We start from the raw sequence: 26519 nt of genomic DNA, 5'->3' as shown, positions 1-26519 counted from the left end.
GTTGACAAGGGAAAGAATATTGAACATGGAACAAGGAATGATGAATGAGGAAGGGAGGATAAGTGGAGAGTTGAAAGCTGTGAGCTGCGAGAAGAAAGAGAAAATGATCAATGCTCCCAAAAAACAAAACAGGCGGTAGAAACCGCCTGCGGTATATTTATTTAAAAACAAAAGAACGATGAGAACACCATTCTGCACATGAGAATGCAAATGTGCGCCGGGTATTTGCAAACGAATTCTAAAAGCAAAGGGAAACGTGTAGCTTGTATAGCGAAACGTGATTTTTGATGCGCGAAGGCTACAGCAAACCCAGCTACTAAAGGGAGCGCTTCGCACTTTTTGTTTCGCCCAGAGAACGCAGCGGGCACAGAGAGAAGGGAATGGGCAACTAAGACGCAAAAGCACAAAGGGACGCGAAGAGTATTGAACCAGGAACAAGGAATGAAGTAGGAAGAAAGAAGAGAATATTCAATAATGAGAAATAGAAAAGCACTCCTTTAATGGAGTGCTTTTTCTTTATAGTCTTTTCTTCTTCCTTGTACCTTGATCATTGAAAATTGAGCATTGAACATTTCCTTTCTTGTTCCTTGTTTCTTGCCCCTTGTGCCTTTCCTCCACTTCTTCTTTCATCATTCCTTGTTCATTATTCTCCCTGGCCTTTGCCGCGCTGCCCTTCTACATCGATCGAAACTTGTTAATTGCCTCTACCTTGTTCTGCACATGCAGTTTTTGATAAATATTACGCATGTGCTTTTTAACGGTTTCGGTACTAAGGTGCAAACGGTCGGCAATCTCTTTATACTGTAGCCCTTGGGCTACCAACTCCAACACTTCGCGCTCACGTCTACTTAACAATGCACTCTCTTCGTTGATCTTTGGCTTTTTAAAGAAAGAGATCACCCTGCTGGCTATGTAAGGACTCATTGGTGCCCCACCTCTTGCTAATTCCAATAAGGCATTGTGAATTTGTGATACGCTGGAATCTTTCAATATATATCCGGCTGCACCATTTTCCAAGGCTTGTACGATATGATCATCGTCATCGTGCAGGCTACATACCAAACATTGTATATCAATATTGACGCTAAGCTGCGCAATTAACTCTATGCCGCTTTTACCGGGAAGGTTAATATCTACAATAACAATATCAGGAGAGCGTTTCAATATTGCCATGGCGCCTTCAGCCGACCCATATACCTGCCCCAATTCAAATACATCACTATTATTGATGACGTTGATCAATGCTTGCTGGAAAAGCACATTATCTTCAACGATGTCTACTACTGTTTTCATGATTTTTCATTTAGTGGTATTATAAACCGTACTTCTGTTTGTTCTTTTGACTGTATTTCAAAAAAACCATTGATTTGCTGCATGCGCCGCTTCATACCTGTTAATCCATTACCGGTTTGCCACTTGTCAATCGGCGCAAAACCTTTGCCATCGTCTACAATGATGATTTTTAATATTCGATCCTCCACACGCATGGTCAGGTAACAGGTTTCTGCGTCAGAATGTTTCAGGCAATTGTGTAAGGCTTCCTTCACCGCCAGATAAATGTGCCGGCGTTTTTCGCCTTTGATCACCACCTCGGGAATGTCCTGTGTGGGGAAAAGTACTTTTAGTCGAATCGGACTATTTTCAAACAGAAGGTAAGCCTGTCGCTGAATATAATACAGCAGGTTTTTCAAGTTGTCATTATCTGTATTCAAACTCCAGATCACCTCCCGCATCTTTTGCGACAACTCACTGATGGAAGTATGGATCTTACCAACTTCACGTTGCGCCTCACTTTCTGGCAACTTGTCTTTTGTGATTTCGGTAAGCAGTCGAAGAGCCGACAGCCCTGCACCGATATCGTCGTGGATCTCTGAAGAAATGCGTTGTCGTTCAGCCTGCACAGCCAGTATCTTTTCATATTCGGCGCTTTGTTTGCGCAAGCGGGTTCTATAATAATAACGCACCACTAACAATCCAAGCGCCACTACCGCGATAGCTACTAGCCCCCGAAAGACCCAAGTTTGATACCAGGGCGGCTCAATTTCGAAGGAATAGACCGCTGGCTTAGAAATGACATTTTTACTTTTGTCTGCAGCAACAATTTCAAATGTATACCTACCTGGCTCCAAAGCAACAACGTCAAAAACAGTCTGTCCCGGAGCACCTGTTTGCCACGTACTATCCGTCGCACTTTTGATTCGGTACTGATAAATTATTTTTGAATACGGTGAATAAAAGGGCGTGGAAACAGAAAATTGGAGGTGATTTTGGAAATGTGCCAGTTTATTTCCAGAGATAAGTTCTTTACCGTTTGTTACAACTTTATCAATGTACGTCTTGATGTAAACATTAGACGTAGGCAATACCATCCGAATGCTATAAACGTCTTCATTGACAGCTATATAAAGTCGATCATTCAAAGCTGCAAGATCATTGACGCCAATTAATTTGGGAAAATAATCAGGTTTGTTTTCTATGCCAGTCAGCGAGTGATTGAGCTGCTGAAAATCATTATTATAAACCAACCAGGTACTATTTGCTGATGTCTTTATATCTTTTATACTGTTTGAAACCAAGCCATCATGCTCTGTAAGGCTTTTTGTGGTTCCATTTTCAATGATTAACACACCTTGGTTAATTGTACCGATCAAAATCTTACCCGATACAACCTTAATTTTAGAGGCATAAACAGGGTGTCCATTATATAGAAACCTATGAATAGAGTCATTATATGCTATATAAACACCATCGCTGTACGCAGCGAACAAACTATCTCCGGAAAATGCAATACTTCTGCAGCGCTGTTTTTTATCAAACAATTCTTTCGATAAGCTAACCAACAGCTTATTTTCAATTTTTTCAATTGTATTAATACCTGCGGCAGTTGCAAAATAAACTTTCCCTTTATGTATAAGTACTTCCTTTGCAATATAGCTTAACGTAAATTGACTTAACTGCCCTGTCCCGCTATTATATAAATACATGCCGACAGAAGCTGCTAAAAGATAATGATTGTTACCTAACGGAGTAATTTGTTCTATAATACCCGCCGTTTTTGGTATAGACAGTATATAGGTTAAGGTAGCTTGATCATTTAATTTGAATAGCTTACCATTTGCAGTAGTTACAAAAATCTGGTCATCAAACGTATGTATTCTTCTGACATAATCACCCGGACTTAAAGCAGATACATTTAACCTTTTTATCTGTTGTGAATTGTATTGAACGCAAAGGCCTTTTTTCAAGCTGCTCATCCATTTATAACCTTTACTATCAGTAAGAACATCAGATAAATTCAACCCTTCTATCGTATCCTTTCCATCGGTAGTGAAACTCGAATTTTTTGTATGTACCCATACTTTATTTTCCTGTACAGAAATGGTATTTAAGAATGCTGACGTTTTATTTTCCGACTGCACTTTTATGCTATCTCCATCCAACGTCAACTTGTAGTAAGCACTCATTGGATTGGCTGTCAGATAAAAGGTGTCTTTAAAACTTACGTTTTGTAAGCTGGCTGTTTGAATTAATGAAAAGTATAAGCTGGAAGAAAGCTTACGAATAGGTAAGCCTGCTTCATAAGAATACCATCTATTATCACCAAAACAAACCACCTTTTTGCCAACTCGTGTTAACGATTTCGTTCCGCCAGGTATCAAATAATAAGCCGACTGGTCTGTAATAAGATTATAAACAAATAACCCCTTTATAGAAGTAACTACTAGCTCATCGCCACAGATAACCATTCTGGGAAACCACACCTCTTCCTCTGATTTATATTGTGAGAGCAAATGCAGTTTTAGATTCTTGATGTAAAAGATTTGGCCGGTAAAGTTGTGACACCAGATGCGACCCTTTTCATCTTCCATCAAGTCAGTCATAGCAAACGAGTTCTGGCTCGGATTATTTAAATTGATAAAAGCCGCTCCATCATAACGACTGACCCCTAATTCATGTGCTAGCCACAGATACCCCTTACTGTCTTTGAGTAGATCATACACCTCTGGTGCGGGCTGCCCCTGTATACTCTCAATAGAGGTCTCCTGTGCCCTTGAAAGACTACAGATCAGGATAAAACAAGTAAGCAGAAATAAGCAGGATAATCTTGGCAAGGCGGCTAGCTATTTAAAAGTTCGAATATAAAACTTTATTAATAGTAGCCTCCTCCGATTCCCCCAAAGGGGGAGCGCACGCGCGCAGGTTTCGCACAGAGGAAAGGAGTAAAGGAGAATTTGCTGATTAGCTAATGTGCCAATTAGCTAATGAAGGAAAGGAACTGTCTATAAATAGCAAAGCACTCCGTGAGTGGAATGCTTTGCTATTATAAGAGAATTTATCTTCTGGTTTTGTGCGCTGTTCAATGACTATTGACTAATGACCATTGACTAGCGTAGCCTTGCGCGCGGCCTGCTCCCCTTTAGGGGCCGGGGGTGTCGGCTCCGGCCACTACGGCCTTTCCTGAGCACGTAACCAACGTTCCGGCAGTTCATTCTGGCTGGCAGCAATATAATCGCGGTGTGAGCAGGCAATAAACTTTTGATCAGGCAATTGCATCCACCAGCGACCAGTCTTTTTACTTTGTAAAAACAGGGTTTCCACCTCGGCAAAGGTCATGTGAAACTCATTGAACGATTCGCGATCGTCTAGTGAGGCTTCTCTTGTGCCACGACTATGACCATCCATCAGATACCACAGCATGTGGCTGATTTGTTTAGCTGTCAGCGATTCTTTATCATTTTCCGGCTGGTAACCAAAGATGCCAACCGTTTGCATGTTGGGGCTCATGCCGGCAAACTGCATCAGCGTGCAGGCCTCTTCCCCATTCAAGCCATTGGGCGAAGCTGTATTAGCTGGCGCGAAAGCATTGGCAATAGCGGCCATATCAAAAGAGAACAAGTGGCAGTTGCGAATCACCGGCTCCATTTCTTCTATACGATCTTTTACTACACCTACACGGAAGCAGTCAAAACGCAGCTTGTCCATGGTCTCCAGCATACGCGGGTGTACAAAATAGCTTTGGAAGGCCAGGTGATTATAGTGATTCATATAGTTAGGCTCGCCTGTAAAAAGGTCCATCAGGAATTTATCGCTACGGAAAGGCGAGTCGATGTTGATATCTATAATAGCATCTACACCTACAGCATCAATAGATTTCTTATCATCTACAAAGGCTTGGTATTGACCTAAGGTTAGATCGTGCGAACCACCAATCACCACTACCAGTTTACCAATAGCTACCAGCTCGTGCACCACCATTTTCAAGGCAGCATAGGTATCATTCAGATTGTTGCCAATACGCAGGTTACCAATATCGGCCAGGTTTACATCGGTATGCCAGTAAAACAGTTTGTAAAACTCTTTGCGCACTTCGTCGGCCGCCTCACTGCGTGTCATTAAACCGGCACCGCGCTGCTCGCCACAACCCAGGATCACTATATCAGCCCGATCTAAATCGGGGAAACCTTCTTCATAGGCATCAATCACTTTACCAATTTGGTTGTCTTTATAGCCCATATCTTCAGACAGCATGTCTTTATTTATGGGCTCCAAGAAATCCTCAATATTCAAATAGTCTGACATGGGTGCAAGATAAGGGAGAAAAGCTACACGTTTCAAGCTGTAAGCTACAAGCAGAGCGCGCCGGGGGCGCGGAGAAGGGAGGAACCACAGAGAGACACAAAGAATAGGTTTCGCACAGAGGAAAGGAGAAGAATTTCCAGTTTCACTCTTCCGCTTTCAACCTGCCTGTATTGGGTAATGATTTTTACGGTCACCCTGAACTTGATCCTGAGTTAATCGAAGTAAGGATCTGCTCCTGCACTAAAGAAAAGCTGGCTATCATAAAAGGACACTTACCCTAAATGCCTAATCTATCCTCTTAATCCCTTAATCTCCCCAAATCCCGGTTCAGACATCCCTCAAGCTTCTGTCTACCTTGCCTACTACTTCCCTCTATCTTCACTACCACTTCTCTGTCCCCTCATGGTTACTCCGTATGGAAGCCTAGGTAACTCCGTATCAGGTCCTACTTAACTCCGTATGAAGTCCCTACCTCACCCGTACCTGAGCCCCACCACTACCGTATATCAGTCTATAAAAATCCATCAGAAATAGTAAAGAAAAGTGTAATAAGAAGAGAAGAAAATACACTTAAAGAGTAGGTCCTAAAGATACAAAACCAGCCCCTGTAGAGCAAGTTCTTTCTTTCCTTGTACCTTGAACATTGAAAATTGAGCATTGAACATTCCTTCTTTCTTCCTTCTGCCTTTCGCATTTCCCCTTTCGAATTTTTCCTACTTCTTCCTTCATCCTTCCTTATTCATTATTCCCTTCCTTGTCAACTTTTCAACTTGTTAACCTGTCAACCTAAATCAGCCATCAGCCATCCTCACATCAGCCATTTCTCCTTAATCCCTTAATCTCCCCAAATCCCGGTTCAGACAATATTCTCTGTGCTCCTCCCTGCCTCCTGTGCCTCCGTGGTTCCTCCCTCTCCGCGCCTCGGCGCGCTCTGCGTGAAACCAATAGCGCGAAGCGCACCCTTTATGGATGTGCGCCTGCTTTCTTAACTTTAGTCAAACACAAACATGAAGGCCTTGCTATTGATCGATATCCAGTATGATTTTTTACCAAGTGGCTCACTGGCCGTGCCGGAAGGAGACGCCATCATTCCTATTATCAATAACATACAAGACCGGTTTGATTTGATAGTGGCCACACAAGACTGGCACCCAAAAGGGCATAAAAGCTTTGCCTCCAGCCATCAGGGAAAGAAGGTGTTTGAAATGATAGATCTGAATGGACTACCACAAGTACTATGGCCAGACCATTGTGTGCAGGGCAGACACGGTGCCGCGTTGTCAGATTCAGTGAACTGGAACCGTACCGAGGCCATCTTCCGTAAGGGCACCAGCCCGGATATTGATAGCTACAGCGGCTTTTATGATAATGGCCATCGCAAAGCAACCGGCCTTAGTGAATACCTGAAAGGGCGCCATATAACGGATGTATACGTGGCAGGACTAGCAGCAGATTATTGTGTGTACTTCACAGCCAAAGATGCACTGGAAGAAGGGTTTAACACCTTTGTTATAGAAGATGCTACCAAGGCTATCAGTGCAGATGGTTTTCTACAAGCAAAAAAAGACCTGCAGGACAAGGGTGGTCATCTTATTCAAAGCAGTTTATTGTAAGCTGGCCCATTTCTCTATAACTTTTATACCTGTAATAAGCTTAAAGAGACACACATATGTCATCCATCAACCGTAGAAACTTTTTGAAGTCGACCAGTTTAGCAGCCCTCCCCTCACTCCTGCCATTAGCACCAGCATTGGCAGCACCCCTTACCAATGGGCCAGCGGCACCTACAGGAGCTCCTGTCAAGTTCTTTGGCGATGGAGAGATGTTTAGTCCGGGCGACTACCTGCAGCAGCTACAACAAGTTCAATCCGCTACTGTCATTGTGCCTGACCGCTATGGGAACGGTGGTGCCGTGGAAGCATTAGAGAAACAGTTTGCGGCCATTACCGGAAAGGAAAAAGCGATCTACATGCCTAGCGGTACACTGGCCAACCAGTTAGCTGTTGCTGTACTAAGCGGAGGAAATACAAAAGTGTTTGTACCCGACGAGAGCCACTACTTTCGCGATGAAGCCGATGCGGCCCAATCTGTCTTTCAAAAGCGCTTAATGCCACTGGCAAAAGGACAAGCTTGTTTCACCGCCCAACAATTACAAAGCTCCATTGAAGGCTTACCGCAGGAAGAAGTGTTTAGTAGTGGTATTGGTGCTGTGCTTGTTGAAAACCCCGTGCGACGTGCAGATGGCCGCATGGTGCCACTAGAAGAGATCAAAAAGATCAGTGCTTACTGTCGCAGTAAAAACATCAAACTACACTTGGATGGCGCACGCATATATATGGCTTCTGCCTGGTCAGGTGTGTCCATCAAAGAATACGCTTCTTATTTTGATACCGTTTACATTTCGCTCTATAAATATTTAGGTGCAAGTGGTGGCGCTATACTTTGCGGCGACAAAATAGTGATTGATCAAATGCCGCACCTCATCAAAATACATGGCGGCAATATGTATGGCAACTGGCTTAATGCGGCTATGGCCTTACACCGGTTGGAAGGAACTGAAAGCCGCCTGCAGGAAGCCATTAAAAGAGCCAACACCGTATTCGCTGCATTGAATAAGATGAAAGGTGTGAAAGTAAGTGCGTTGGATAATGGCACCAATATCTATAACCTGACACTGGCAAAAGAAATAGATGGAAAAAAGTTTCAAGAGACGCTGAACAAACAATACCATATCCTTATGCCACCACCTAACAAGGATAATCAAACGAAGTTGAGTGTAAACGAAACCCTGCTTTACCAAGATACCGATACAATCATTAACGCCTTTAAGAATTGCTTATCATAAGCCCCCTTATTTTAAGTCTGCCCTTACAACTACCAACTGTTTATGAACAATAAAAAGACGTTTCTTTTACTATCATTCGTTCTATTAAAGTTCATACTACAGTATTGGCTGATTGATCCTGTATATGATTTACACCGCGATGAGTACTTGCATCTGGATCAAGGCAAACACCTGGCCTGGGGTTATCTTTCAGTACCACCGGTTACTTCTTGGTTCTCCTGGATGATCTTGCAACTGGGCAACAGTGTTTTCTGGGTTAAGTTCTTCCCCGCGCTGTTTGGTGCACTAACGATTGTGGTTGTATGGAAGGCCATTGAGGAATTAAAGGGAGGTTTATTTGCATTGGTATTGGGCGCTACTTCTGTTTTATTGTCTGTTATTCTACGCCTGAATATTCTTTACCAACCCAACTCCTTAGAGGTGCTACTTTGGACCGTGTTATACTTCTGTGTGCTGAAGTATATTCATTCTGAAAACAAAAAATGGTTATGGTGGGCTGCCGTCGCATTTGCATTGGGCTTTCTTAACAAATACAATATTGTCTTTCAATTAGCGGGCTTAATTCCTGCCTTGCTGCTTACGGAACATAGACGCGTGTTTGCAAAACCTACATTGTACCTGGCAGCAGGCTTAGCCTTGATCCTTATTGCACCCAATCTCTGGTGGCAATACACCAACCATTTTCCAGTGGTTACACATATGCAGGAATTAGCAGCGCGACAACTGGTGAATGTGAACCGGACCGACTTTTTAAAAGAACAGGTATTGTTCTTTCTACCCTCCTTCTTTGTACTTATAGCTGCGCAGCTATCCTTCTTTCTTTATAAACCTTTTCAACGTTATCGCCTTTTCTTTTGGTCGTTTGTATTTACACTGCTGCTATACCTGTATTTACAGGCAAAGGGGTATTATGCTATTGGGCTCTATCCTATTCTTTTAGCCTTTGGTGCTGTGTATTTAGAACGCCTGTTACAAAACGGCTGGAAAGTGTATCTCCGACCGGTAGCTATTCTCCTGATTGTTGTCTTATTTCTTCCTATGCTCCAAGTAGCTTTTCCGAATAAAACACCACGGCAGATTTTGAAAAATCCAAAGCCCTACCAGGCATTAGGCTTACTACGCTGGGAAGATGGCAAAGAGCATTCCTTACCACAAGACTTTGCCGATATGCAAGGCTGGCGAGAGCTGGCACAGAAAACAGATAGTGTATATGCTTCTTTAACTGACAAAGAACACACTTTAGTGTTGTGTGATAATTACGGACAGGCCGGCGCTATTAACTATTACTCGCGTTACAAAAACATACAGGCCGTATCTATGAACGCCGATTATATCAATTGGTTTCCTTTACAAAAGGAAATCCGAAACGTGATTCTCATCCAGGAAATTACAGACACTGATAAGGAGCGGAAAAAAGAGAAACCTTTATTTGAAAGCGTTTCCTGGAAAGGGCAAATCACCAATCCCTTTGCCCGCGAATATGGCACCAGCATTTATTCGCTGGAAGGTGCACGGGTATCCATTAATGCCATTCTGCAACAAGAGATTGATGAAAAAAAACGCCGCGAATAAAAGGCTATGAGATTACTATTTATACGTGGATGTTGAGTATGCGTTTAGCCAGATCAATCGTTTCCGGCTCCCCGGTATATTTTCCTCTTTCATCCGACAACTTTACTACCGGTGTCCACTCCTGCCCTTCAGGAAAAGCTTCCGTCATTTTCATTACAATGTTCATGGGTGTCAAGCCAACATCATTCGTGAAGTTGGTACCAATGCCAAACGAGTGACCGATCTTTCCTTTGCAATGTTCTGTAATACGCTTTACTTTATTGTAGTCCAATGCATCTGAGAAGATGATGGTCTTGGATAAGGGATCAATACCAAAATGCTGGTAATGACGGATGGTCTTATTGGCAAACTCCAAAGGATCGCCACTGTCGTGACGTACACCATCAAACAGCTTGGCAAATTTCTTATCAAAGCTTTCAAAGAATTCGTCAGTGGTATAGGTATCAGATAAAGCTATTCCCAAGTCTCCACGAAACACATCTACCCAATGTTCCAGGGCCATAATATTTGCCATCTTAAAGCCATATTTGGCAGCATGAAACATAAACCATTCATGTGCATGTGTGCCAATAGGTTTGGTATCATTCAGCATGGCCAGGTATACATTGCTGGTTCCAACAAAACCCTTCCCTGCATTTTGCTTTAAGGTTTCTACTACCACTTGGTGTACCTCAAAGGAATGACGCCGACGGGTTCCGAATTCAGCGATGGTAGCACCCAACTCATTATACCGCTGCATCTTTTCTTTGGTAATCTGTTTCACCGCTGCATCATTTATACGCTGCTCATCCCGCAAGCGGTAGTAGTTCTCAGAAATCAAACAAAGCAGGGGCACCTCCCATAAAATGGTACGATACCAAAGTCCTTCTACATGCACTGATAAACTATCGCCATCCTGAACAATCTTTACTTCATGGGGATCATAACGATAGCCTTGGAGAAAATCCAAATAAACCGGATCTAAATAAGGACAGGTATCGGCAAAAAATTGTTTTTCTTTTTTAGAAAGCTTTAGCTGAGCCATGGCATTAACCGACTCTTGCAAGGCGTCTGCAAAGCCCTCCGGGAATGCATGCTTACCGCGGTTAATAAATTGGTAGCGAGCCCGTGCCCGAGGAAACAACTTTACAACGCATTGCTGCATGGTAAACTTATAAAAGTCATTATCCAGTATAGAAGGAAGTATAGCAATTGAAGGGTGCATTCACGAAGTTACGCACTCTTAGGCTTGTATGGATAGACAATTAAAATGGTTGCTATTTAAATCAGCTCTTGTCATTTCCAGAGGCTGTATCTTCATGTTTCAATATACCAACACTTAGCAAGATTTTTTTTCGTTTATGCATTGGGTTTACCATCTGGTGTTAAAGAATATATTATGGCCACTGTTTTTAGAACAGATTCAGATCACAACGATTTTAGAAGTTTAGTTGTTCAACTGGATAAAGATCTGCAACAACGATATGGTGAGGAACAGGCTTTCTTTGACCAGTTCAACAAGCTTACTAAAATTCGCCACGTGGTGGTGGTGTATGACGGTGAGCAAGCCATAGGCTGTGGTGCTATTAAAGAATATACGCCACAGGTAGCAGAGGTAAAACGCATGTTTGTAGCACCGCTTTATCGAGGCAAAGGTATTGCACTACAAGTATTATCTGAATTGGAGCGATGGGCACAAGAACTCGGTTATAACAGCTGCATTTTAGAAACCGGCAAGAAACAACCAGAAGCCATTCGGTTGTATGAGAAAGCCGGGTATCATATTATTCCTAATTATGGGCAATACGCCGGTGTAGAAATGAGTTTGTGTATGGAGAAGGAGCTGGAGAGAGGGTGAGTGGTGAAAGAGAGCTGCACGCTTCAAGCTACATGCTACAAGCCAAACAGCCGTGAGGAGAGTCCCCGGTCAACAGACGACAGTCCACAGGTAGGAAGTTATTAATCAAATGGTGAGAGGTAAATAATCGTGAACCGTCAAACGTGAGACGTGAGCGCGTTATAACTTTATACATGTTGTGATGAATGGTGAATAATGAGTACAGAAACATGAGACTTGAAACAAGAAACGTGAAACATGAATTGGGTTGATCCACATATAGTAGAAACCTGGGCCAAGGGCTGGTCGCTGGCGCGCGAAGTATCTCTTCCCGTAAAAGAGAAAGATGGATGGCGGGTAGATGTAGGATGGCCGCAGCAGCGTGTACGTTATGTTTTCCCTCACCTTTCTAATACTTTTCAGCAATTAGCAGAAACGATTTCTGAGCCCTGGCATTTTTTAAAAGTCTGTGCACCACCTGAAGCTGTTGAAACGCTTTTACCAGCCCGTTGGCGCATACAGCCACTTCGCTTTATGATGACATGTTTCAAACCGATGTCCAGCACTAAAGCGGGCTTGCCCAAAGGGTATCGACTTGAATTAGAAAAAAACATACCTGTTCCCATTGCCAAAGTCATTTCAGAAGATGGTGAAATAGCGGCTATTGGCCGGGTGGCTCTTGTAAATGACTTTATTATTTATGACCGCATCGAAACACACCCAGCGCACCGCCACCGTGGGCTTGGCAGTACAATTATGAAGGCCTTGGAAACAATAGGATTTGAGCAAGGTGGAACAAAAGGCGTGCTGGTGGCTACACCCGATGGAAAGGCCTTGTATGAATCCCTGGGATGGCAATTGTATACGCTTTATACTACGGCTGTTATTCCGGAAGAGGCCAACGGAACAGATGGATATTCTAAGACCCAATGATTACTGCATGCTACAAGACTATTTTTTACAACTGCTTCAAGGTTATACTACCGATACACATTTAGCCAGCCAATTGTGGCAAGAAATTGAAGGGCATTATACAGGAAAGAAACGCTACTATCATTCGCTTACACACCTGGAGCAACTGTTGCAACAATTATTGAATTGCAAAGACCTGATAGCTGATTGGGACACTGTTTTGTTTTCTCTTTTCTACCACGATGTTGTTTATAATCCACTACGGCAAGACAACGAGGAACAAAGTGCTGAGTTAGCCGTAAATCGATTAAAGGCACTCTCCTATCCTTTGCACAAATCAGCTACTTGCTATTCGCAGATTCTAGCCACCAAGGGGCATCAGTTGAGCACAGAAAATGACACCAACCTTTTTACAGATGCCGATCTATCAATGCTGGGAAGTAGTCAAGACGCGTATGTACAGTACGCGGCCAACATTAGAAAAGAGTACGCGGTGTACCCAGACTTTCTTTACAAAAAAGGACGGGCCAAGGTTCTCCAGCACTTTTTGCAAATGGAGCAAATCTTTAAGACCACTTATTTTTATGAACGCTTTGAAAATCAAGCCCGACTAAACTTATCGGCTGAACTAAAACAACTGCAATGAAAACGCTTGTATTCTTATCTATATTTTTACTGACACTGCTTGCAGCTTTCAATGGTATGAGCCAGCTTCCTGATTCTTCACATCGCGATACAACTGCCACTTCAGCTTCCTGGCAAAAGGAAGATAACACTGCTGATGATGACTTTGCACCCGGCCTTTTGTTTATGGCACTTATTGGCATTAGCCTGGTGTGTGTATGTATAGGAATAGGAAGTATTCTTACAATAACTCTATTATTACTGTTGTTTAGCTTTGTATTGTTAGGCATTTTGTCTTCTTCTGTTTTTGTTGGATTAAACAGAAGATCGTTTACTTCTGGTTTTAAAACCTTTGTTGTTTCCACCTTCAGTATTGGAGGTATTGGCCTAGGCATATCACTGCTCTACTTGACCAATTACTTATTTAATCTTCACTTGTCGCACACCACTACCTTGTGGATGGGCGGGGGCGTCGGCTTGGTGGCAGGTGTTCTACTAGGCTTACTTTCCTTTATACTATTGCAGCAATTACTAGGATTTTTTAAGCAGCGCATAGGCCTTTCTTAATATAGACGACGTTTAACCGCTCATAAAGACTGTAGATATTCCATATCTTAAAAAGCAGCTTCTTTTCTTGATGTCTCTTGACGAGATATGGAATATCTAGACCTTGCTAAACCAAATTCCAAATCACAAATTCCCAATTCCTACTATTACCATCACTGACGGATTCCTTCTTCTGCAATGATTTCACCTGCTATTTGCCTTGTCAAAACTTCATCTTCATCCGTGAGTCGTTTCTTTTTCCAATCACCTTTCCTAAAGATCACCCATGTAATTAATGCCGTAATCAAATTGGTAACCGGAAAGGCCCACCACAATCCTTGCGTACCTAAGGGCGAATGTCGCGATAGTACATAAGCCAGCGGAAACTGCAGCACCCATTGTGAAACCAAGGCTATGATCATGGATAGAAACATATTGCCCGACGCTCGGAAGACACCCGTCAAACAAAACTGAATGGCAATAAAGCCCCAGGCCCAGGACATTGTGCGTAAGAATTCAGCACCGGCGGCTATAACATTCGGGTCTTCCGGAACAAAAAAGCGAATAAGATGAGGCGCTAACAAAAAGGCCAAAATACCAAAGCCGGTAAGTACCCAAAAACCCAGTGTTGTTCCTAAGCTGCCAATCTTAGCCGCTCGTTCTATATTGCCAGCGCCAATGTTTTGTCCTACTAACGTGGATATAGCCATGGAGAGCCCCATAGCCGGAATCATTACTACCTGCAGCACACTTGATCCCACCCCATAAGCGGCCAGGGTAAGGGTACCAAAACTGGTGATCAAAAAGGTCATTACAATCAGCCCCAATCCCCGCATGGACTGCTCAATAGAAGCCGGAAAGCCTAATAAAAAAGCCCGTTTAATATAGGCCCAGTCGGGTGCAAAGTTTTTGCGTTTTAAATGTATCCCGTATCGTCCACGAAAAAGCAGTAAAAGGCCTATCAGTGCGGCAATGACCTGTGTAATAAAAGTGGCTAACGCTGCACCCATTACACCCATGGCGGGTATAGGCCCCCAGCCGAAGATGAATAGTGGATCCAGCAAGAAATTGAGCACCACCGTGCCCGATACGATATAAACCGGCACTTTAGCATGCCCGGTGCTGCGCATAAAGGACTGAAATACGATAAAAAAGAAATTAAAAGGAAGTCCCATAAAGGTTACCCGCATAAAGCCTACAGCACCACGGTATACTTCTGGCGCCACACCAATCAGGTGTAACAGGTTGGGCGTAAAAAAGTAACCAATAGAAGCCAGTAGCAAAGAGACCAGCATTACCATTAGGGTGGTTTGTGCAGCTACATGGTTCACCATGGAAAAATTGCCAGCGCCTACATACTGGGCAATCAGGGTAGAACCAGCTATCGCCAATCCAAAACCCAGGGCTATAAATAAAAATACAACCGGGGTAGTAACTGAAACGGCTGCCACGGCATCGCCACCCAGCCGCCCTACCCAAAAGGCATCGATGAGCTGATAGGCCGACTGTAAAATATTGGCCAGCACTAACGGTATCGCCAATTTCAACAATGAGCTGATTATAGGTCCTTCTAATAACTCCTTCCGGTTAATTGATTCTGCCATTGTAAAACTTCCCGCCTATTCTATTCAAATTCAAGACCAACTGCCCTATCGTACTGTTGGGTCTTACAGTATTTACAAAATGTTAAATCCCTTAACAAGTTCAATTAAACGTTTGTTTAAATTAAACGATTGTTTAATTTTGCATCATGAATCTGAATGACAAGCAAATACATATTTTAAGTACAGCTGAAAAGCTGTTCGCTTGCAAAGGGTTTGACGGAACTTCTATCCGGGATATTGCAGAGGCAGCCCAAGTAAACATTGCCATGATCTCTTACTATTTCGGATCAAAGGAGAAATTAATGCAATCGCTTTTTGAAGAGCGTACACAACACATGGCCCTGCGCTACGAAAACCTCATCCAGAATGAATCACTGAATCCATGGGACAAACTATGCTATGTTATTGATGACTATGTAGAACGGGTAAAGGAAAAGCAGCGCTTCTTTAAAATCATGCTGCATGAGCAGATCCTGGAAAAGAATACCCTTATAACGGAGCTGTTAAACGAACTCAAGCAAAAGAACCTTGCGTTCATGGAACTGATCATTAAGGATGGGCAAAAAAAGAAGCTGTTTAAAAAAGGCGTAGATATTGTGTTGCTTACAAATACCCTCACCGGCATTGCCATGCAGGCCCTTTTAAATAAGGCCATCTACAAAAAGTTTCACGGTTTGGAAGCGCTTTCGGAAGAAGCCTTTGACAAACTACTGAAAGAAAAAGCTAGTAACCACATAAAAAATTTATACAAAGCAATCCTGAATTATGAAGCATAGATTATGGAAGCTCCTGACAATGATTTCTTTCATCTGCATTTGGGGAAACAGTTCCCTATATGCGCAAGAAAAGAAAACATTATCGCTGCAGGAAGCAATTAACTTAAGCCTGGCCAGCAACAAAGAATTAAAAACAAATCAAGCGCGCATTGAAGAGGCCGTTGCTGCAGTTAGAGAAGCCACCGATCGTCGTTTACCAGACGTTAATGCGTCCGGCTCCTACCTGCGACTGAACCAACCCAGCGTAGCATTAAAAAGCAAACCCAGCAGCTCTGGTGGTGGTAGTGGTGCAGCTATGGCTAAGCCTAACCAGGCCATGTATGGTATGGTCAATGCTTCGCTACCCGTGTTTTCCGGTGGCCGTATTAAATATGGTATCGAATCTGCCAAATACTTAGAGAAAGCAATTGAGCTGGATGCCGATAACAACCGTGAAGAAGTGGTGCTTAACACCATTGATGCCTACAACAATTTATACAAAGCCAAAGCGGCCGTATCGCTGGTAGAAGAAAGCCTGGGACAAGCACGTGCGCGTGTAAAGCAGTTTTCCAGCCTGGAAAAGAACGGTTTGCTGGCCCGTAACGATTATTTAAAAGCAGAACTGCAGGCCTCCAATACAGAATTAGCATTATTAGATGCACAGAACAACTGGAAGCTGTCTATGATCAACATGAACCTGATGTTAGGGCTGCCAGAAAATACAGAGTTGACCGTAGACTCTGCTAGTATAACAGCTACGCCTACTTTAAAGTCTATTGAAGATTATGTACAGCAAGGCTTACAAAATCGTAAAGACCTGGAAGCAATGAACTATCGTAAAAAAGCAGCCCAGGTAGGTGTAAAAGCAGCTGCTGCTGAAAAACTACCCAGTCTGGCCTTAACAGGTGGTTATGTGGCACTGGATGTTCCTGGCGTACTGGCGGTGCCGAATGCAATGAACGTAGGCGTAGGTGTACAATACAGTCTTTCTACCCTATGGAAGAATAAAGCAAAAGTAGACCAGGCCAAAGCGCGTGAAAAGCAATTGGTAATTGGTGAAGGCATGCTGAACGATGCTATTCGCCTACAGGTAAACCAAGCTTATCAAACCTATTTGTCCAGCCAGAAAAAGATCGATGTATATACTACAGCTATGGCACAGGCTACAGAAAACTACAAGATCATTAATAACAAATACAACAATGGTCTGGCTACTGTTACTGACTTGCTGGATGCTGATGTAGCCCAGTTACAAGCGCGTATGAACTACGCTTTTGCCCAATCCGATGCCGTTGTAGCCTATAACAAACTGCTGCAATCAGCAGGTCTTTTAACCAATCAATAAACAACCATTTCTCAACAGCAATAGTAAACGAATTATGGAACAGCAAGTAAAAGAACAACGCACTACTACTACCGTAAATGAAGAAAGTGCACCTAAGAAAAAGAGCAAGGTCTTTTTAATTATTCTTATTTTATTAATAGTTGGCGGTGGCTGGTTTGGTATCAGCAAATACACACACGCCCAGCACCACGAAGAAACAGATGATGCACAGGTAGCTGCTAATATCAGCCCTGTTATTCCCCGCGTTTCTGGTTATATAGCAGATGTACGTGTAACCGATAACCAACGCGTAAAGAAAGGCGATACTTTAATTGTATTGGACGATCGTGACCTGGTGATCAAATTAGAGCAAGCGGAAGCAGCTTTAGCAACGGCCGAAAGCAACCTGCAAGCAGCAAAAGCCTCTACTTCAGCAGCAACCGCTAATATCTCTACTTCCAGAGCTTCTGTATCTACAGTAGATGCGCAGATCGAAGCAGCTAAAGTAAATGTTTGGCGCACCACACAGGATTTTCAGCGTTATGAAAACCTGATCAAGGATCACTCTGTTACACAGCAACAATATGAGCAGGCTTTGGCCGCCAAGCAGGCCGCAGAGCGCCAGGTAGAGATCCTGCAACAGCAAAAGCTTCAGGCAGCTACGCAAACCAATGCAGTAGCTACGCAAAGCAATGCTACCGGTTCTCAGATTGGTGTAGCCAGCGCTGTTATCAAGCAACGCCAGGCTGATGTGGATGATGCTAAATTGCACTTATCCTATGCCGTTATTACGGCTCCTGCTGATGGTGTTATATCAAAAGTAAATGTGCAGTCTGGCCAATTTATACAAGCCGGCCAGTCTCTGTTTAGTGTTGTTTTAAATAACGACTTGTGGGTGGTAGCCAACTTTAAAGAAACACAGCTGAACAAAATGAGAGAAGGGCAAAAAGTAACCATCCACGTGGATGCTTACCCAGGAAAAGAGTTTGAAGCCAAGGTTTCTTCTTTCGCCGGTGCTACGGGTTCCAGCTTTGCCCTACTGCCCCCGGATAATGCTACCGGCAACTTCGTAAAGGTAGTACAGCGTGTACCTGTTCGTGTTGAATTCAACAATCCTAATGATCCGGATGTGAAACATCTAAGAGCTGGTATGAACGTGTATGTAGATGTGAACTTAGACTAATACCAATTTAAGCTATTCGGTACGTTTATACGATGACGGATAACAGATGAAAGTTGATAGTAGAACGCAGTCAACTGTCATCCGTCAACTATCAACTTTATACGTCCTATTATAGTGAAAATGGATTACCGTGTAAACGATTAAAATATTTATGCAACAACAATCTTTAGTTGAATATGGTTCCCGCCGCGTGATTATTACGGTTACGGCCATTATCTGTGCGTTGCTGGAGATAGTAGATACTACTATCGTGAACGTGGCGCTGAATGATATGCGGGGGAACCTTGGCGCTACTATGGCGGAAGTAGGTTGGGTAGTTACCGCCTACGCCATTGGTAACGTTATTATTGTACCCATGACCAGCTGGCTCTCCCAGCAGTTTGGCCGCCGAAATTACTTTGCCGCATCCATTGTCATATTTACCATCTGTTCGTTTTTATGTGGCAATGCAACTGGTATCTGGGAGCTGGTGTTATTCCGATTCTTGCAAGGCCTTGGAGGCGGTGCCTTATTGGTTACCTCACAAACCATTATCACCGAAAGCTACCCACCAGAAAAGCGCGGTATGGCACAAGCTATCTATGGCCTAGGTGTAATTGTAGGTCCTACATTAGGTCCTCCGCTGGGTGGATATATTGTGGTTAATCACTCTTGGCCTTATATCTTTTACATCAATATACCATTAGGTATAATAGCTACCTTGTTAACACTGCAATTTGTACGCAGCCCTAAGTATGCGGAAAAAACAGCCCCCCGCGATATTGACTGGTTTGGTATTTTATTCTTAGCCGTGGCCGTAGGCTCCCTACAATACGTATTGGAAAGAGGGCAGGAAGAAGACTGGTTTAATAACACCTCTATTATCATTACTACTATTACAGCGGTATTTGGTCTGTTCTTCTTTATCTGGCGTGAACTAACGTTCCGCAACCCTATTGTAGAATTGCGCGTATTGAAGAATGGGAACCTAAGGGTGGGTACAATATTATCCTTTATCATGGGTGTGGGTCTTTACGGCTCTACGTTTATCATACCCTTGTATACCCAGGCCAGCTTGGGCTGGACAGCGCAACAATCGGGAATGCTGCTGGTACCCGCCGCGTTGATGACAGCCTTTATGATGCCCTTTATTGGCCGCATGATCCAGAAAGGCGTAAAGCAGCAGTTCCTGGTAGCGGGCGGTATGCTCATGTTCTTCATTTATAGCTTTTGGGGCTATAAGATCATGACACCCGACACCTCCAAAGAAGCTTTCTTCTGGATGCTGCTTGTGCGGGGTATCGGTATGGCAATGTTGTTCATCCCGGTAACCACGTTGGCACTCTCTTCCTTGAAAGGCCAGCAAATTGGCCAGGGTGCTGCCTTTACCGGTATGATGCGCCAATTGGGTGGTTCTTTTGGTGTGGCCGGTGTAACCACCTTCCTTGCGCATCGCAACATGGTGCATCGCAGTGACCTGGTATCAAAGCTCGATGTCAATGACCCTGATGTACAAAACCGCATAGCAGGCTTGCAGCACATGTTTATGGCCAAGGGCAAGGCTGCTAACGATGCCTTGAAGGCAGGTTATCAAATGCTGGATTATTCCGTGATGAAGCAAGCCGCCGTACTTTCCTACATGGAAGCCTTCCTATACCTGGGTGTATTGTTCCTGCTTTGTATTCCCTTTGTACTAATGGTTAAAGGAAACAAAGGCAAGAAAGTAGACCTTTCTGAAGCTATGCACTAAAAAGTTCTATGATTATAGTTACAGCCCGCATCTATCTAGATGCGGGCTTTTTATTTGGGTTTTGCATAACTAACTAGCCGCACCTCCTTATCCATTCGTATTGCTAAACAAATTTTAAATCCAGAAAGTAGCATAACACTGTTTTCAATAAAGGTGGGCTTATTGAGTTGACAACGCCTTCAAGTGTTCAAATATTTTAATTGCTACTCACAGCCCTTATAAGGGTTCCCCTCCCTCGTCCCATAAAACAAAACCCACCTTAAATGCACCCCTTCAAACCCCATACGCAAAATCCCAAATTCAGAAATCAGCCATTTTCTTTGGGTGGTCCAGCGCCTTATATTGTGCCCCGTACTTAAACACTCACTGTACAATCAGAGGCGGGCAGAATATACAGCGCCTGCAGTATTTCCGCCTAGCAGCGCTATCTACCTTTCTTGTTCCCTATACCCACCGTTGGGAAGGGTACGCGGAAAATGACCCACCCATCCTAGACACTGATCAAAATGTTGGAGTGTGGCTGTGCGTGGGTGGCCCGGCAGCCGGAGGCGCATTGGCGGTCCCGCACATGCGGGATTGATTTTTTGCTCCCCTTTTTTTATCAAGAAAAAAAGGGGAAAAGATAAATCGTGCAAGACCACTTGCAATAGAAAACTAATCACTTCTTATCACAAGCGGAGTCTCCACGCCCAAGCCAAGCTCAAAGCCTTCCGAACAGTATTGAACTGCAACCTGTTACAGACTGACAACTCCCAGCTGCCAGCCGTCATCGACTATACACAGGGCTAACGTAAATAGGTATAAATATGAAAACGGCTATTTCGTCCGCGGCGGTTACCTTTGCAGCATGGAAGAATTGTTAAGTCAACTGGAGGCGTATCGTCAGGAGATTGCCACCTATCCGATTACCAATGCCCAACAACTGGAAGAATACCGTATCAAGTATTTGGGAACAAAGGGTTTGGTAAAGGGCTTGTTTGGAGAAATGAAAAACGTGCCGGGCGATAAACGTAAGGAGTTTGGCCAGGTATTAAACGACTTTAAACAGTTTGCTGAAGAAAAATACAATACTGCAAAAGAAACAACTGTAAGTAGCGAAGCTGCTACAGTTAGCCAAATAGATCTATCACTGCCGGGCAACCCCACGCAGTTTGGTACCCGCCACCCCATCAACACGGTGCGTAAGCGGATCATTGACATTTTTAACCGTCTTGGTTTTGCTGTGGCCGACGGTCCGGAAATAGAAGACGACTGGCACAACTTCACCGCACTGAACCTGCCGGAGAACCATCCTGCCCGCGATATGCAGGACACCTTCTATATTCACCAGAATCCAGATTGGCTACTTCGTACGCATACATCAAACGTACAGATCCGGGAAATGGAAAAAGGTCAATTACCGATCCGTGTTATTTGTCCGGGCCGTGTGTACCGCAATGAAACGATCTCAGCACGCGCGCACTGTTTCTTTCACCAGGTAGAAGGTCTTTATATTGACGAGCATGTATCCTTTGCCGATCTGAAACAAACCCTTTACTTCTTTGTACAGGAATTGTTTGGCAAAGATGTAAAAGTGCGCTTCCGTCCTTCTTACTTCCCATTCACTGAGCCTAGTGCAGAAATGGATGTAAGCTGTTTTATCTGCGGAGGTAAAGGTTGCCGTGTATGTAAGCACACCGGCTGGGTAGAGATACTGGGTTGTGGCATGGTACACCCTAAGGTGTTGGAGAATTGTGGAATTGATAGCGAGAAATATACGGGCTATGCGTTTGGTATGGGTATCGAACGGATCACTATGCTGCTCTATGGCATTAACGACCTGCGCTTATTTAGTGAAAACGATATTCGTTTCTTACGACAATTCCAAGGGGCGGTCTAAAGCCTTTCATCAATACATTAAAAGACACTCTGCGGAGTGTCTTTTTTATTTGGGGTAATACTACGCTTTGCAATAAACTTTTACAGTAGATGCACTTTTCTCAGCAACATGTCTAGCCAATTTCTGACTCCATAGGTGGCTTAGGAAATTCATCCTGTGTGCCAGGGTTTTCAATATGTAGTTGAGGCGCCTTCCGTGGCGGGCGTTCTGCTATGTGCTTACTTTTTTTCCGGGTTACAAACAATAACGCTAAGCCGGCACCCAATGCAGACAGAACACCGACTACAAGCGGAAGGGGGAATTTCTGTTTCATATCAAACTTGTTGTTGCTAGCTGTTGCAAAAATGAGTCCAGCTTATACATTGTCTTTCCTGTTATGCAAATCAACATCTGTTGACAAATTTCCTTGTGACGAGATGGAAAGATTGTAATACCAACCCAAACTACTTCCTTTTCTCTTCCCTGCTTAAAACCGATCTGGCAATAATCCTGATAATCCGTCATTAATCATGACCATCTGCGGTTACCTTTGCGCTTATGACAATTCAAACCATTGCTGTTTGTGGCGCCGGCACTATGGGTAGCGGCATTGCACAAGTAGCAGCTACGGCTGGTTTTACCACCATTCTTTACGAGCTGAATGAAACGGTACTGGAAAAAGCAAAGAGCAGTATCGCAGCCAACCTGCAAACCGCTGTAGAAAAAGGCAAGCTTTCAGCCGCAGATAAAGAAGCTACATTAGGTCGCATCACATTTACCAGTCAGCTTCAAGATTGCATTGCTGATATTGTCATTGAAGCCATCGTAGAAAAAGTGGAGGTGAAGGTGAACCTGTTTAACCAACTGGCTGCCATCAATGCTCCGCACACCATCATTGCTTCCAATACATCATCGCTTTCTATTACAGCCATTGCCAAAGGTGTTAAAGGCCCAGAGCGAATTGCTGGTCTTCACTTCTTTAACCCGGCGTTTTTAATGAAGTTGGTAGAAGTGGTAAAAGGAGAACAAACCGATGATGCTGTTATTACTACGTTGGTTGATTTTACCAAACGTCTGGGCAAAACACCCGTAGTATGTAAAGATGCTCCTGGCTTTATTGTAAACCGCGTTGCCCGCCCTTATTATATTGAAGCCTTGCGCTTAGCGGAAGAAGGTCAGGTTGATCTGGCCACCATTGACCAACTTTTAGAAAGCAAAGGATTTAAAATGGGACCTTTCAAATTAATGGATTTGATTGGCAACGATATTAACTATGCAGTAAGTTGCTCCGTGTACGACCAATTAAACCAACCCGAGCGCCTGAAACCTTCTTACATTCAAAAAGAAAAAGTAGAAAAAGGCGAGCTAGGTAAAAAAACAGGAAAGGGCTACTATAAATATACCCCCAACCCCTAAAGGGGAGTATATATTTCAGAACAGCTAGATCGCTTTCTATAAATCGTTAAATTGAATTCAGCACAAATCAATGGAAGATACTTCGCACAACAATAACTCCCCTTTAGGGGTTGGGGGCATGGTTTTAGTCACAGGCGGCACTGGCTTTTTAGGAGCATATATTATTAAACACCTTGTAGAACAAGACATTCCTGTTCGTGCCTTACGCCGCTCTGTTAAAACACCATTTTTCATTCCCTCTTCCATTTGGGAAAAAGTAGAATGGATAGAGGGCGATGTGATGGATGTCGTTTCCTTGCACGATGCCATGCAGGGCGTCAACAAGGTCATTCATGCAGCTGCGGTAGTTTCATTTAATCGCAAGCAGCGCGGCGTAATGTACCAGACCAATATCGAAGGCACCGAAAATGTGGTGAATGTAGCCCTGGAAAATAATATTGACCGCTTTGTGCATGTGAGTTCTGTAGCCGCGCTTGGCAGAACCTCACACAACGAAGAAGTTACTGAAGAAAAAAAATGGCAGCCTTCTACTAACAATACACACTATGCCATTACCAAACATCAAGCTGAATTGGAAGTATGGCGTGGTTTTGCTGAAGGGTTACCGGGCGTGATCATTAACCCCAGCACCATCTTAGGCTATAGCGATTGGCATCACTCCAGCAGTGCCATCTTTAAAAATGTTTACAAAGAGTTCCCTTGGTATACTGAAGGCGTTAATGGCTTTGTGGGTGTAGAAGATGTAGCTGCGGCGGTTGTTGCTTTATTAAATACAGATATTATAGAGAAACGGTTTATTGTGAATGCAGACAACTGGAGTTTCCAGGAATTGTTCAACACAATAGCTATCCATTTTAAAAAGCGAAAGCCTTATCGTAAAGCCACTCCTTTCTTAGGCGAGTTGGCCTGGCGATTAGAAAAGCTTAAATACCTTTTTGCCGACGGACAGCCCCTACTCACTAAAGAATCGGCCCGCGTAGCACACAGCAAAACCCGCTTTAATAATTCAGCCTTATTGGAGGCCTTACCTGGCTTTCAATTCACACCATTGGATACCGTAATCCAAAACTCGTGTGAAAAATATAAGGAAGCAATGGCCAAAGGATACTTGTCGTAAGAAGCTTTAGTATCTTTATTCGGAAGGATAAGAAGACTACAAAAGTTTTATTCTAGAAAAGGTTCAACTTCAAGGTCACACTTTTGTAGTCTGATATATGACTTCAGTCAATTCATCGAACCAGGTTCGATCTTAACCAATCTCTATGCAAAAACAACTTCTCTCTACTGCTGCAGCGCTTTTGTTTACAATCGTTGCCTTTGCGCAAAGTACTATTACTGGTCGTGTACTGGATTCCGAAACTAAGCAGCCACTGGAAGGTGCTTCCGTCTTTGCTCAAAATACTACCATTGGTGCTGTTACAAAGGCAGATGGCAGTTTTAAACTTTCTATTTCCCGCGGAGGATACGAACTGGTCATCTCCTTTACGGGTTATAATAGTGAGCGTATTACGGTAGACGCATCAGCCGATAAGAACTTTGATATTGAGTTAAAGAAAGAAGATAAAAGCCTGGGTGAAGTAGTGATTAAAAGTACCAGTGAAGTAGCAGACGGCTGGGAAAAGTATGGTAGCTTTTTTATTCAGCATTTTATCGGCACTACCCCTAATGCTGCCCAAACTGTTTTACAAAACCCAGAGGCCCTGAAGTTTTTTTATTACAAGCGTACAGACCGTTTGAAGGTAATGGCTACCGAACCATTACGTATTACTAACAACGCGCTAGGCTACACGCTCCAGTATACACTGGACTCGTTTGTCTATCATTATAAAACGGATGTTAACACCTATCGCGGCAACTGTTTTTATCTTCCAATGGAAGGAGATTCTGCGCAGCAAAAGGCCTGGGAGGCCACACGCCTGGCTACCTATAAAGGTTCCCGCCTGCATTTTTTACATGCCTATTACGATAGCACCATTAAGCAGGAAGGTTTTACCATTGATATGCTTTCTCAAAATGACCCTAACAAGTTCAACCGCTTGGCCAATCCTTACGACACCAGCTTTTATTTAGTGGATGACTCCACCGGAGATATAGAAATGTGGTATCCTAACCGCATTAGCGTTACTTATACCAAGGTCAAACCAGAACAGGAATACCTGCAGCAAATGAAGCTACCCTTAGATGTACCGGTTCAGATCTCTTACGTGGATTTAAAGGATGCTATTTTAATAAAAGAGAATGGCTATTTCCTGGATCAGCGCAGCTGGATCAACCAAGGTTATTGGAGCTGGAAAAATCTCGCCGATCAATTGCCTTATGATTACAAGCCGAAGTAAGCGGCCCTCCTAAATCCTCCCGAAGGGAGGACTGCAATTGTGAAACGTGAGACGTCAACCGTGAAAGGAATTCTGTCAGTATAATCTTATTCTACATAACAAAAGCACTCCACTAAAAGAGTGCTTTTTTGTTTATTGATTTCATTGCAAAATGAAAGTATCGTAGTTAAGCAGGCCTCTGTGCGACGGTGTTCTCCCCCTTCGGGGCCGGTCTCCTCCCCTTCGGGGAGGCCGGGTAGGGCTTTTACCCAAACAGATTCACAAGCACAAAAAGCATGATTACTAAAGCCAGTACACGAATAGCGTTGCGCAGCGCATCAGAAGAAAAGAGTTTTTGCATTGGTTGGTGTTTTTCTAGAAGATGCAAAGTTGAGATCTGATTTTGAGTTAAAAAACGCACTGTAGCCAAAGGCTTTTTT

At 43.5% G+C, this 26519-nt stretch carries 21 protein-coding genes; 15 read left to right on the top strand and 6 right to left on the bottom strand.

Features of this window, described 5'->3' with window-relative positions; translation table 11 throughout:
* Positions 1–675: 675 nt before the first annotated feature.
* The 3 genes from SY85_RS17475 to SY85_RS17465 form a co-directional block, all read right to left on the bottom strand.
* Entirely contained in the window at positions 676–1293 is a 618-nt protein-coding gene (locus SY85_RS17475; RefSeq protein ID WP_066406158.1) for a response regulator transcription factor, read from the bottom strand.
* Positions 1290–4112: a sensor histidine kinase gene (locus SY85_RS17470; protein WP_148661232.1), complete on the bottom strand. Its 2823-nt coding sequence runs from the start codon at positions 4110–4112 to the stop codon at positions 1290–1292. Before SY85_RS17470 ends, SY85_RS17475 begins: the two co-directional genes overlap by 4 nt.
* 334 nt (positions 4113–4446) lie before the next feature.
* Positions 4447–5580, bottom strand: a complete 1134-nt coding sequence (locus SY85_RS17465; protein ID WP_066406156.1) for an arginase family protein — start codon at positions 5578–5580, stop codon at positions 4447–4449.
* Positions 5581–6587: 1007 nt separating this feature from the next.
* On the opposite strand from SY85_RS17465, the gene pncA reads away from it, so the two are divergent.
* The 3 genes from pncA to SY85_RS17450 are packed head-to-tail and all read left to right on the top strand — an operon-like array spanning position 6588 to position 9997.
* Complete coding sequence (gene pncA, locus SY85_RS17460) at positions 6588–7193, top strand: bifunctional nicotinamidase/pyrazinamidase (RefSeq protein ID WP_066406155.1); 606 nt, start codon at positions 6588–6590, stop codon at positions 7191–7193.
* A gap of 56 nt (positions 7194–7249) precedes the next feature.
* Positions 7250–8425 carry a threonine aldolase family protein gene (locus SY85_RS17455; protein ID WP_066406154.1) on the top strand — a complete coding sequence of 392 codons (1176 nt, stop codon included), beginning with the start codon at positions 7250–7252 and terminating at the stop codon, positions 8423–8425.
* Between the two features lie 42 nt (positions 8426–8467).
* Positions 8468–9997: a glycosyltransferase family 39 protein gene (locus SY85_RS17450; protein ID WP_066406153.1), complete on the top strand. Its 1530-nt coding sequence runs from the start codon at positions 8468–8470 to the stop codon at positions 9995–9997.
* A 19-nt stretch (positions 9998–10016) separates the two neighbouring features.
* On the opposite strand, the gene pncB is transcribed toward SY85_RS17450, so the two are convergent.
* Positions 10017–11201 (bottom strand): nicotinate phosphoribosyltransferase, encoded by a 1185-nt coding sequence (gene pncB, locus SY85_RS17445; protein WP_066406152.1) that lies wholly within the window; start codon positions 11199–11201, stop codon positions 10017–10019.
* Between the two features lie 174 nt (positions 11202–11375).
* Here pncB and SY85_RS17440 point away from each other — a divergent pair, with 174 nt between their 5' ends.
* The 4 genes from SY85_RS17440 to SY85_RS17425 all read left to right on the top strand — a co-directional run bounded on the left by SY85_RS17440 (position 11376) and on the right by SY85_RS17425 (position 13916).
* Positions 11376–11834: a GNAT family N-acetyltransferase gene (locus SY85_RS17440; RefSeq protein ID WP_066406151.1), complete on the top strand. Its 459-nt coding sequence runs from the start codon at positions 11376–11378 to the stop codon at positions 11832–11834.
* A 237-nt stretch (positions 11835–12071) separates the two neighbouring features.
* A complete protein-coding gene (locus SY85_RS17435; protein WP_066406150.1) occupies positions 12072–12746 on the top strand; it encodes a GNAT family N-acetyltransferase in 675 nt (224 codons plus the stop codon).
* A complete protein-coding gene (locus SY85_RS17430) occupies positions 12724–13371 on the top strand; it encodes an HD domain-containing protein (protein WP_226999104.1) in 648 nt (215 codons plus the stop codon). Before SY85_RS17435 ends, SY85_RS17430 begins: the two co-directional genes overlap by 23 nt.
* Entirely contained in the window at positions 13368–13916 is a 549-nt protein-coding gene (locus SY85_RS17425; RefSeq protein ID WP_066406148.1) for a hypothetical protein, read from the top strand. Before SY85_RS17430 ends, SY85_RS17425 begins: the two co-directional genes overlap by 4 nt.
* Before the next feature lie 152 nt (positions 13917–14068).
* Here the strand turns inward: SY85_RS17425 and SY85_RS17420 are convergent, their stop codons facing one another.
* Complete coding sequence (locus SY85_RS17420) at positions 14069–15499, bottom strand: MATE family efflux transporter (RefSeq protein ID WP_066406147.1); 1431 nt, start codon at positions 15497–15499, stop codon at positions 14069–14071.
* A gap of 146 nt (positions 15500–15645) precedes the next feature.
* Here SY85_RS17420 and SY85_RS17415 point away from each other — a divergent pair, with 146 nt between their 5' ends.
* The 5 genes from SY85_RS17415 (at position 15646) to pheS (ending at position 22369) form a co-directional block, all read left to right on the top strand.
* Positions 15646–16275 carry a TetR/AcrR family transcriptional regulator gene (locus SY85_RS17415; RefSeq protein ID WP_066406146.1) on the top strand — a complete coding sequence of 210 codons (630 nt, stop codon included), beginning with the start codon at positions 15646–15648 and terminating at the stop codon, positions 16273–16275.
* Positions 16265–17599: a TolC family protein gene (locus SY85_RS17410; RefSeq protein WP_066406145.1), complete on the top strand. Its 1335-nt coding sequence runs from the start codon at positions 16265–16267 to the stop codon at positions 17597–17599. Before SY85_RS17415 ends, SY85_RS17410 begins: the two co-directional genes overlap by 11 nt.
* Before the next feature lie 34 nt (positions 17600–17633).
* Positions 17634–18761, top strand: a complete 1128-nt coding sequence (locus SY85_RS17405) for an HlyD family secretion protein (protein WP_066406144.1) — start codon at positions 17634–17636, stop codon at positions 18759–18761.
* Positions 18762–18912: 151 nt separating this feature from the next.
* Positions 18913–20490, top strand: a complete 1578-nt coding sequence (locus SY85_RS17400) for a DHA2 family efflux MFS transporter permease subunit (RefSeq protein WP_066406143.1) — start codon at positions 18913–18915, stop codon at positions 20488–20490.
* 847 nt (positions 20491–21337) lie between these two features.
* Entirely contained in the window at positions 21338–22369 is a 1032-nt protein-coding gene (gene pheS / locus SY85_RS17395) for a phenylalanine--tRNA ligase subunit alpha (RefSeq protein ID WP_082886550.1), read from the top strand.
* Between the two features lie 112 nt (positions 22370–22481).
* Here the strand turns inward: pheS and SY85_RS17390 are convergent, their stop codons facing one another.
* Positions 22482–22682, bottom strand: a complete 201-nt coding sequence (locus SY85_RS17390; protein ID WP_066406142.1) for a hypothetical protein — start codon at positions 22680–22682, stop codon at positions 22482–22484.
* A gap of 224 nt (positions 22683–22906) precedes the next feature.
* Here SY85_RS17390 and SY85_RS17380 point away from each other — a divergent pair, with 224 nt between their 5' ends.
* The 3 genes from SY85_RS17380 (at position 22907) to SY85_RS17370 (ending at position 26100) form a co-directional block, all read left to right on the top strand.
* Complete coding sequence (locus SY85_RS17380; protein ID WP_066406140.1) at positions 22907–23764, top strand: 3-hydroxyacyl-CoA dehydrogenase NAD-binding domain-containing protein; 858 nt, start codon at positions 22907–22909, stop codon at positions 23762–23764.
* A gap of 70 nt (positions 23765–23834) precedes the next feature.
* Entirely contained in the window at positions 23835–24881 is a 1047-nt protein-coding gene (locus tag SY85_RS17375) for an NAD-dependent epimerase/dehydratase family protein (RefSeq protein ID WP_099459395.1), read from the top strand.
* A 145-nt stretch (positions 24882–25026) separates the two neighbouring features.
* Complete coding sequence (locus tag SY85_RS17370; RefSeq protein WP_066406139.1) at positions 25027–26100, top strand: carboxypeptidase-like regulatory domain-containing protein; 1074 nt, start codon at positions 25027–25029, stop codon at positions 26098–26100.
* The last annotated feature ends 419 nt before the right edge of the window (positions 26101–26519 follow it).

The sequence above is a fragment of the Flavisolibacter tropicus genome (assembly GCF_001644645.1).
GTDB classification, from domain to species: Bacteria; Bacteroidota; Bacteroidia; order Chitinophagales; family Chitinophagaceae; genus Flavisolibacter; species Flavisolibacter tropicus.
The sequence above is the reverse complement of the archived record's forward strand: the minus strand, read 5'-3'. Positions and strand labels throughout refer to the sequence as shown.

Coding starts and splice junctions, on each gene's coding strand:
- SY85_RS17475 (WP_066406158.1), bottom strand. CDS start 1,293: ATGAAAACAGTAGTAGACATCGTTGAAGATAATGTGCTTTTCCAGCAA.
- SY85_RS17465 (WP_066406156.1), bottom strand. CDS start 5,580: ATGTCAGACTATTTGAATATTGAGGATTTCTTGGAGCCCATAAATAAA.
- pncA (WP_066406155.1), top strand. CDS start 6,588: ATGAAGGCCTTGCTATTGATCGATATCCAGTATGATTTTTTACCAAGT.
- SY85_RS17455 (WP_066406154.1), top strand. CDS start 7,250: ATGTCATCCATCAACCGTAGAAACTTTTTGAAGTCGACCAGTTTAGCA.
- SY85_RS17450 (WP_066406153.1), top strand. CDS start 8,468: ATGAACAATAAAAAGACGTTTCTTTTACTATCATTCGTTCTATTAAAG.
- pncB (WP_066406152.1), bottom strand. CDS start 11,201: ATGCACCCTTCAATTGCTATACTTCCTTCTATACTGGATAATGACTTT.
- SY85_RS17440 (WP_066406151.1), top strand. CDS start 11,376: ATGGCCACTGTTTTTAGAACAGATTCAGATCACAACGATTTTAGAAGT.
- SY85_RS17435 (WP_066406150.1), top strand. CDS start 12,072: ATGAATTGGGTTGATCCACATATAGTAGAAACCTGGGCCAAGGGCTGG.
- SY85_RS17430 (WP_226999104.1), top strand. CDS start 12,724: ATGGATATTCTAAGACCCAATGATTACTGCATGCTACAAGACTATTTT.
- SY85_RS17425 (WP_066406148.1), top strand. CDS start 13,368: ATGAAAACGCTTGTATTCTTATCTATATTTTTACTGACACTGCTTGCA.
- SY85_RS17420 (WP_066406147.1), bottom strand. CDS start 15,499: ATGGCAGAATCAATTAACCGGAAGGAGTTATTAGAAGGACCTATAATC.
- SY85_RS17415 (WP_066406146.1), top strand. CDS start 15,646: ATGAATCTGAATGACAAGCAAATACATATTTTAAGTACAGCTGAAAAG.
- SY85_RS17410 (WP_066406145.1), top strand. CDS start 16,265: ATGAAGCATAGATTATGGAAGCTCCTGACAATGATTTCTTTCATCTGC.
- SY85_RS17405 (WP_066406144.1), top strand. CDS start 17,634: ATGGAACAGCAAGTAAAAGAACAACGCACTACTACTACCGTAAATGAA.
- SY85_RS17400 (WP_066406143.1), top strand. CDS start 18,913: ATGCAACAACAATCTTTAGTTGAATATGGTTCCCGCCGCGTGATTATT.
- pheS (WP_082886550.1), top strand. CDS start 21,338: ATGGAAGAATTGTTAAGTCAACTGGAGGCGTATCGTCAGGAGATTGCC.
- SY85_RS17390 (WP_066406142.1), bottom strand. CDS start 22,682: ATGAAACAGAAATTCCCCCTTCCGCTTGTAGTCGGTGTTCTGTCTGCA.
- SY85_RS17380 (WP_066406140.1), top strand. CDS start 22,907: ATGACAATTCAAACCATTGCTGTTTGTGGCGCCGGCACTATGGGTAGC.
- SY85_RS17375 (WP_099459395.1), top strand. CDS start 23,835: ATGGAAGATACTTCGCACAACAATAACTCCCCTTTAGGGGTTGGGGGC.
- SY85_RS17370 (WP_066406139.1), top strand. CDS start 25,027: ATGCAAAAACAACTTCTCTCTACTGCTGCAGCGCTTTTGTTTACAATC.